General features: G+C 44.1%; 7 protein-coding genes and 1 pseudogene. 5 read left to right on the top strand and 3 right to left on the bottom strand.

Annotation, left to right across the window (positions count from 1 at the left end):
• Positions 1-77: 77 nt before the first annotated feature.
• Together recJ and AC4II3_RS27150 are read right to left on the bottom strand one after the other, a co-directional pair.
• Positions 78-2522 (bottom strand): single-stranded-DNA-specific exonuclease RecJ, encoded by a 2445-nt coding sequence (gene recJ, locus AC4II3_RS27155; RefSeq protein ID WP_488015403.1) that lies wholly within the window; start codon positions 2520-2522, stop codon positions 78-80.
• Between the two features lie 250 nt (positions 2523-2772).
• Complete coding sequence (locus AC4II3_RS27150; RefSeq protein WP_488015396.1) at positions 2773-3381, bottom strand: hypothetical protein; 609 nt, start codon at positions 3379-3381, stop codon at positions 2773-2775.
• A gap of 110 nt (positions 3382-3491) precedes the next feature.
• Between AC4II3_RS27150 and AC4II3_RS27145 the strand changes: the two are divergent.
• The 4 genes and pseudogenes from AC4II3_RS27145 to AC4II3_RS27130 form a co-directional block, all read left to right on the top strand.
• Positions 3492-3779: pseudogene (locus AC4II3_RS27145) on the top strand (Uma2 family endonuclease); the annotation flags it as partial.
• A gap of 404 nt (positions 3780-4183) precedes the next feature.
• The gene (locus tag AC4II3_RS27140) at positions 4184-4705 is read left to right on the top strand and encodes a DUF29 family protein (protein WP_488016315.1); all 522 of its coding nucleotides are present in this window, start codon (positions 4184-4186) and stop codon (positions 4703-4705) included.
• 28 nt (positions 4706-4733) lie between these two features.
• Positions 4734-5555, top strand: coding sequence for a Uma2 family endonuclease (locus tag AC4II3_RS27135; protein ID WP_488016317.1), 822 nt, complete (start codon positions 4734-4736; stop codon positions 5553-5555).
• Positions 5556-5710: 155 nt separating this feature from the next.
• Positions 5711-6367 (top strand): Uma2 family endonuclease, encoded by a 657-nt coding sequence (locus AC4II3_RS27130; RefSeq protein WP_488016319.1) that lies wholly within the window; start codon positions 5711-5713, stop codon positions 6365-6367.
• A gap of 335 nt (positions 6368-6702) precedes the next feature.
• On the opposite strand, the gene AC4II3_RS27125 is transcribed toward AC4II3_RS27130, so the two are convergent.
• Entirely contained in the window at positions 6703-6867 is a 165-nt protein-coding gene (locus AC4II3_RS27125) for a ribbon-helix-helix domain-containing protein (RefSeq protein WP_075901161.1), read from the bottom strand.
• Positions 6868-6984: 117 nt separating this feature from the next.
• Here AC4II3_RS27125 and AC4II3_RS27120 point away from each other — a divergent pair, with 117 nt between their 5' ends.
• Positions 6985-7977 carry a hypothetical protein gene (locus AC4II3_RS27120; protein WP_488016321.1) on the top strand — a complete coding sequence of 331 codons (993 nt, stop codon included), beginning with the start codon at positions 6985-6987 and terminating at the stop codon, positions 7975-7977.
• Positions 7978-8051: the final 74 nt, after the last annotated feature.

Genomic DNA, 8051 nt, shown 5'->3' with positions numbered 1-8051 from the left:
CTGACTACTGACTACTGACTGCTGACTACTGACTACTGACTGCTGACTACTGACTGCTGACTGCTGACTGCTTACATCTAATCTTGTTTGATACCAACCATGCCATATCCAGTAATGGTAGACAGAGGCACCTGGTAAAAATACTGACGTCGGAACTGTTCTTCCTCAATGGCAGCAAAAAATATTGCGTTCGCGCAGCGTGCGCGTAGCGCAATCGCATCATTCCCAGCAACATTCGTTCGCTCGCGTAGCGTGGCTAACGGCCAATCGGAAGACCACTCCCTGTCATGCCAGCTGATTTGTACCCCGCAGTCCTGGTAAGAAACCTCAAAACCAATCGCTGATAGGGCATTCAGTCCTAACTCAACAGTGCGATCGCTTAAATCCAACTTCTCCTGCAATTGCACCAAAGTAGCCCATTGACCCGTGCGACTGAGGAACTTAGCAATTCCTAGCAACTTTTTCCAGGTGTCTTGGGCAGATAGTTGTTTAGGCGGTGGATATGCGATCGCTAATTGTCGTTCTGCCTGTATTGCTCTCCTACACCATACTTGTAACTCATCCCAACTCGTCGGACACTCATAAACCATTAGAGGAGTTAAACCTTCACCCTGTAACTCTTCTCCCCGCCAATCTAAAATCCAATCCAGCTGATTAGAGACCTGTAAACAAGACTGGAAAAAATCATTTTCTTGGCAAGGTTGCACCGCAACGAGGCGTACTTCTGGGCGTTTGTCATAATTATTATAGTCTAATTCCACAACAGCATTACATCTAACTTTAGGGACTTCATCCTGATAATGTCCCCACCAAATTCCAGGAAAACCCATACTCGTAGAGTCATCCCAAATTTCAAATTTAGTTTTAATATACTGTACTTTCCGCCCTCTCAAATCCTTAGAGTTACGATTCCAAACCTGCTCAAACCAACAGTTTTTAATCAGCAATTTTGGCACAGGATTACCCATGCCACAAGGTTCCAGGTGTTTCAATTCATCAAATAGTGCTTTGCCCAACTCAGCAACCTTAACCACCAAATCCGCTTCCATGGTTGGCATCATCAAAGCACCCGTAGTCCCTAGTTTTTGTGCCAACTGCTGATTAATCGCTTCGGTAAATAAAGGAATATTATCCACTGGCAAACTCAACCCAGCCGCAAAAGGATGACCTCCGAAGCGATCCAACAAATGAGCTTGGGAATTGACTAATTCATAAAGATCAATAGTATTAACAGAACGAGCCGAACCCCGTGCTATATTGTAGGAGTGTTTATCCTCTAAACCGGCTTCTACCAGTTTGCTTTCTCTATCGCTATTTTCAGTACTTAACAAAACTGTACTTAACAAAATCGTCGGGCGTCCGTATTCCTGAGCAATTTGACCTGCTACTAAACCTAAAACACCAACTGGCCATTGGGGATATTCTAGGACAATTACATTAGTAGTAGACAGATCAAGTTGGGCAAGTTTATCCTTAACCTGCTTAGTAATATCTTTTTGTAAAGACATGCGGCGGCTATTAGCTAGTTCCGTCTCTAAAGCCAGTTGCTCACAACGTTTCTCATCCTTACTAGTGAGTAACTCAACACAAAATGAAGCATCCCCTTGAATCCGACTTACAGCATTAATTCTCGGGCCAAGTCCGAAAGAAATATCAGTCGGGCGATCGCCACTGCGTTTACACAACTGTAACAATCGCGCTATACCAGGACGAGAGCGAGTTTTCAGTTGCTGCTTCAGTTGTTCAATTCCCCGTTGTGCCAGATAACGACAATCTCCAGATAATTCCACTAAATCCGCAATTAGACCAATTGCCACCAAATCCAGCAAGTTCTCTAATCGTTGTTGGGGAATATTAGGTGAACGCTGATACATTGCTTCCACTAACTTATACGCCACCGCCACCCCAGATAAATGAAATAAAGGGTGAGTTTCAGCAAAATAGCGGGAATTGATGATAGAAACCACTGGCGGACGGTCATCTGGTAAAGTATGGTGGTCAGTGATAATCACATCGATTCCCAACTGGTGAGCGTAATCAATTTCCCTCAGATTCGTGCTGCCAGTATCGCAGGTAACGATAAGTTTCACCCCAGCAGCATTCAGTTGGTCAATTCCTGGACAATTCAAACCATGGGATTCCGTCAGGCGATTGGGAATGTAGTAACTTAGCTGTTGGTGCTGCCAGAAAAACTGTCCCAGTCCTTCCCATAGGACACTAGTAGCCGTGATTCCATCCGCATCAAAGTCCCCCCATATGGCAACCTTTTCCCCAGCCTCACGGGCTTGCAGTAGGCGTTTTACTGCCCATTTCATTTCCTGTCCAAAATCAAAAGGGCTGGTAGGTTGATACAAATCTGGGTTGAGGAAACCAGCCAGTTGTTTCTCCTCTCGTATTCCCCGTTGCCACAGCAGTTGAGCAGCATAATGTCCCGAAGAGCCATTAGTATAGGATTTGACAGCTTCGATGAACCACTGAGGAATTTCCCCTGGCGCTAGGACTTGCCATTGGGATTGGGACATGGATTCTGACATGGATTCTGACATGGATTCTGACATGGATTGGGACATTATGCTGATTTGCGATCGCTTATAGTTAGTCAAGTTAGTACAAAAATACTAACTTAATCAGACCGACCCATAACCAACTTTATCCAGAACTATTGTTTTGATGCAGTGGCTACTTTCTTGCTAGTATGCCTATTGCCTCTTGCCTCTTGCTAGTATGCCTATTGCCTCTTGCTAGTATGCCTATTGCCTCTTGCCTCTTGCCTCATAGATACTGCTTAAACGGGTGTGCCAATATTCCCAGTATCAGATCAATTTCCTTAATATAATAGTCATCCAAATCAATAAACACCAATTGATTCACCAACTTGAGAAACTTCCAATTCGTCCCAGTAGTCACAGCTCCATAGATAGCATCAATATCCTGATCCTGTTGTTGATTAAATCTCTGAGCTGCTACCATTTCCGCAATGCACTGTCCTAATCCCCCCTTAATATTTTCATTTTTTGCCTCCACGAGGGTTACAACTGGTGTCCGAATTTCATACATTTCCTTAGAAGCAGTAAGGATATAATCACAGTATCCATTTAATCCAGTTCCTTTATCGACATTAAACTCAGTGCCAGAAAAAAAACCGATTTTGAAATCAAGCATACGGCGCACTTCCAGTAAAACCGGAGCAATAACTAACTCAGAACGAGCTTTTTCCGTATTGATAGCATTCGTGATCGGTAGATTTTCCTTAAGCGTCGTTTTCAAGTGATCACTCGGCTCGATAGGAGCAATATCATTAAATATAGTCTTCCCCTCATCAACAATGAGGTTAAACGTCGTTTGAACTTTGTAGATGGTTGTAAAGTCACTATATGCCATGATATTTATTTCTCAGGTTTCCTATAGCAATCCTAAATCAAGGAAACAGAAATTAATCCTTTCTTGATGCAAAGCGCGAGTGAGGGAAACCCCCTTTGGCGGCGCTGCATCGCTGGCAAACATTAACAGATGAACAGCTAGAAACGTTTCCCAATATTTGTCCTGATTTTGTAGTGGAGTTACGATCTAGTTCAGACACTCTGAAATCTTTGCAAGATAAGATGGTTGAGTATATGGAAAATGGTGCTAAATTAGGCTGGTTAATCAATCCCCAACAACGCCAGGTAGAAGTTTATCGACCGGGGTTAACAGTAGAAAGATTAGATAATCCTGTTGAATTGTCTGGTGAAGAAGTTTTACCAGGTTTTTTGTTGGATTTGCATCGGGTTTGGGATTGATCAATGCCTAAAAGGATTATGGAAAAGGCGATGCCAGGATTAATTACACAAGCCCTTGACAATTTCCCCATCTCCCCATCCTCATAGGGTGTGGGGTGTGGGGCGTGGGGTGTGGGGGATAAGAAAGCGATGCAGAGGTGCGACCCGTGGCGAATTTAATTCGACGACTGTAAGGGCACCATTACCTTCACGCGGGGGTTTCCACGGGGCTTACAAGGTGCGGACGCAGGTTCCGCACACAGCCCCTCCCCATGACCGCTCTGCATCGCTTACCAATTTTTTGCTCTGAAAGCTATTTTCCTAGCACCGTGCTATTGACTTTATTCAGTTAATATGCGTGCCAGATTACTTGTGCAGTTTCTTCGATAGGCTAAAGGGAACGATAAATCTGTGAGGACTGGGGTATGACTCAGGAATTAATCGATCTCAGAATAAGTATCCTAGAGGGACGCTACGCAGATGCCTTAGCAATTGTAGATGAGTTGGAACAGATGAGTAAACGCGCAACTCTGCATCAGATTGAATCCTATTTAAACAAGGCATTGATTAACTTGATTAAAAACCAAGTAGAGGAGCGTTTGGCAAATTCTTGGGCAGCTTCAATTCGTGATTTCATTCGGGAAATCCAAAAACTGAATCTCAAAGATAACCAAAAATCCTATACTATCAATGCTGATCAATGGCAGTCATTGATTGACAATGAACTGGAGGCAGCCATTTCCACGGCGAGTGTGGAGGTTCTCAATGGTGCCTATACTCCAGCTCAACTTTCAAAACTAGTAAATAGAGCTGAGCTCAGGCAAACAACTCAAGATTTGTTGGCTTTGACATACCTCCATTCAAAAAAGGATTTACCTTTATTTATTAATGACTATTTAACTAAATTACCAGGAGGTTCTTATTGGAACCAAGATATACAACTATAAATCGAGTTATTCACAATCGACAATACCTATGACTTCCCTTCCTTATCCATCACAGCCACTAATTTCACCTCGGCAAACCTTTCTTGATGCAGTCGCTCATGGGGGAAACCCCCAAGACCGCGCTGCATCGCTGCCGACAATGTATGACTTACCCAGCGACAATCCCAACGAACCTGGTTTGCCTGACGAATTTCATTTCTTTCAACCCCTACTATTATTGTTAACCTTTGCCCCTGCCAACTCCAACCCAGAGTTAGTCTTTAGTGCAAGTGACCTCAATCTTTACTATGATCTCAACCATCCCGGTTGGTATAAGCGACCGGATTGGTTTGGTGTAGTAGGTGTGCCTCGGCTTTATGAAACCAAAGACCTACGTTTAAGTTATGTCATCTGGCAAGAACAAGTTAGTCCATTTGTAGTGGTGGAGTTATTGTCTCCTGGCACCGAAGATGAAGATCATGGTCAAACCGTGAGCGCACCGGGAAAACCTCCGACTAAGTGGCAGGTTTATGAACAGATTCTGCGAGTACCTTACTATGTAATTTTTAGTCGCTATACCAACAAGTTACAAGGGTTTCATCTGGTTGGTGATCACTATAAACCCGCAGTGCTAAATCAGGGCAGGTTACTGATGCCAGAGTTGGGATTAAGTTTAGGGTTATGGCGTGGCAGTTTTCGCGATATCCCTCGATTATGGTTACGCTGGATGACCCTTGAGGGGAATTTGATTCCTCTAGCAAGTGAGGAGTTGGCACAAGCTCAGCTCGAAGCTATAGAAGCTAAGCAACGAGCAGAACGTTTGGCGGCGCGACTGCGTGAGTTAGGTATTAATCCAGACCAATTGGATTAAGTCGCTGTCTGAATGCAGTAGCGAATCGGAGAAACCCCTACAGGTCGGCGCTGCATTGCTGTTAAGGATTTATGCGAACGCGCCCCGCGTGACCTGCGCTCAATCCCGTAGCGTGGCCTACGGCCAATCGCATTTTCACCACAATCACTGCATCAATGGCCAGTACTTTTAGTTCAGATGAGGATTTACCTGTTAAAACTACCCAGAGAATTGTCTTACAAAACGTCAGTTGGCAGACGTACAAGGCGCTATTGGCAGACTTAGGAGATCATCGAGCCTCGCGTCTTGCCTATGCTCAAGGAATGCTAGAAATCACGATGCCCTCAGATCGCCATGAGACATACAAGCAGCTGCTAGAACGGATGGTGAATACCTTAACCGAAGAACTGAATCTTCGGGTCAAAGGGTTTGCTTCTACAACCCTGAATCGGGAGGATTTAGAGCATGGTGCAGAACCTGACTCTTGCTACTACATCGGCAATGTTGACTGTATTCAAGGCAGGACAGTAGATTTAGCCACTGATCCTCCACCAGACTTGGTGATTGAAGTCGATATTACCAGCTCATCCAGTCGGAGATTTGGAATTTACAAGCAGATAGGAGTGCCTGAAGTTTGGCGTTATATAGGACAGACTGTAGAAATTTACCGGCTGCAAAATGGAGACTATGTTCGTTGTCAGGACAATTTCACCTTTGATATTCTCTCTGTAGAGATTATCAATCAGTTTTTGCAGCAAGCAGAAACCCAGGATGACACTACGATGATTTTAGCTTGGCGTAAATGGGTCAGAGAAAATCTACCAGAGGATTAAGGTTGCGGCTAAAGTATTTGGTTTCTAGGCGTTTCTGAATACTATCTTCAGCAATGGCTTAATGAGGATTATTAAGGCGTTGCAACCTAAACATATCCTCGAATTTATATAGACTGAGGTTCATAGCTTAAATTAGGGAATTGCGTGTAAAAAAAATACCAATTAAAGTAGGGTGAGCAAAGTAATCTAATCTAGAATACTCAAACAAAACAAATTGTTTTTGCCCACCCTACAAGCTGATATTTCTAGCTTCGATTAATTGAGCCATACTAGTTATTCAGATAAAGGGTGATTAGCGCGCTCTGGCTCATGGTCTAATCAACCGTTGGTGGAGATCAAGAATCTTTGTCCCATTCAACACCTTCTTTCTTGGCCTCGGTAACAGCACGTTCTAGAAGGTAAGCAGCAAGGTTTGATAGAGGCCGTCCATCGTAATCAGCCCATCGCTGTAAATCGTCTGCAATCCGGTCTGGTAAGGTGACTTGTATACGTTTGCTCATAATGACAATTATAAGTTTACCTGTTAGTTGATGTCAAATTTTACCTTATTTGTACTTAAAACGTATCTTTTATATACATAATAGTATACTATTGATGTAATTACCAGCAAGTTTCCTATGGTAGAAACAGTTAGAGAAAAAAGCGATCAGCCTCCTAGCTATCAGCAAGCTTTAGACGAATTCGGCATCACACAACTGTTGTCCCATTTAAAGCACTACGGCGATGCCGACTTCAATGCAGAGTCAATGGATATAGAAGAACCAGAACTAAAAACTCTAGCTACCGTCCTAATCCAGCACCTAACTGAGAATCTGACCGGAAAACTGATAGCCAGTTATTTAAATACCATCCGCCAGGTAGACTCAGATCTACTGTTTGACCCCATTAAAACAGAAATTGCGCCACCATCAATAGACCCCCCAGCTACTTGGAACCCTACAACAACACCCCGTTATCAAACAGGCTCACCCATTAGGTGGCGACCTCTAAACGGTCAAATGGACTGGGGTGTTGTGATTGGATTCTTCTACGCCTACGCCAGGCATCAATGCCAATGGGCAATTTGCTACCTGATCTGGCTTGACAAAGACTCCCCTAGTGCGGCTTGGATCGTTGCAGACACCGCTTGGGAAGAAGACATTGAACCTCGGCATCCTAAGGGTACGCTAACAACCAAGTATAAAGATTCCTATTCTTGGACTTGCACTGAGGCTGTTGGCCCTCGAAATTATTTGAAATCACCCAATGTGCTACGAACTCCTTCTGGGAGATACCGTTTCGACGATCAATATAGAACCCCTCCCCGGACTCTAACTCAACGAGAGCAAGATCTAATTGAACTCTACAGCAACTGCCAACTGGGTATGACTCCTAGACAATTCTATCATAAATGGGATGTGAATTACGAACAAATCGCTAGTATCTGCTCACGCTCAACTGCCACCGTTCAGCGCTGGTTTTCCAGCGGTCACAACTATCGCCGTCCCCAGCCAATTGATTTGCGCCATCTTGCCCTGATGGATTTTCTCTTGGAGCATTTTGAGGAGATTCCACAGGTAATTAGGAATTTGCTATGTCCTTATCATCAAGAGCAAATCGGGGATGGGTAATGGCTAATGCTCAGGGGGTGACAACAAGGCATTAAACTAAACAGGGTGTGGGGTGTGGGGTGTGGGGGGTAGGG

This window comes from Moorena sp. (assembly GCF_982860115.1).
The sequence above is the reverse complement of the archived record's forward strand: the minus strand, read 5'-3'. Positions and strand labels throughout refer to the sequence as shown.

Excerpts from the sequence above, each read along its gene's own strand:
- AC4II3_RS27120 (WP_488016321.1), top strand. The coding sequence starts at position 6,985 with ATGGTAGAAACAGTTAGAGAAAAAAGCGATCAGCCTCCTAGCTATCAG.
- AC4II3_RS27140 (WP_488016315.1), top strand. The coding sequence starts at position 4,184 with ATGACTCAGGAATTAATCGATCTCAGAATAAGTATCCTAGAGGGACGC.
- AC4II3_RS27150 (WP_488015396.1), bottom strand. The coding sequence starts at position 3,381 with ATGGCATATAGTGACTTTACAACCATCTACAAAGTTCAAACGACGTTT.
- AC4II3_RS27125 (WP_075901161.1), bottom strand. The coding sequence starts at position 6,867 with ATGAGCAAACGTATACAAGTCACCTTACCAGACCGGATTGCAGACGAT.
- recJ (WP_488015403.1), bottom strand. The coding sequence starts at position 2,522 with ATGTCCCAATCCCAATGGCAAGTCCTAGCGCCAGGGGAAATTCCTCAG.
- AC4II3_RS27135 (WP_488016317.1), top strand. The coding sequence starts at position 4,734 with ATGACTTCCCTTCCTTATCCATCACAGCCACTAATTTCACCTCGGCAA.
- AC4II3_RS27130 (WP_488016319.1), top strand. The coding sequence starts at position 5,711 with ATGGCCAGTACTTTTAGTTCAGATGAGGATTTACCTGTTAAAACTACC.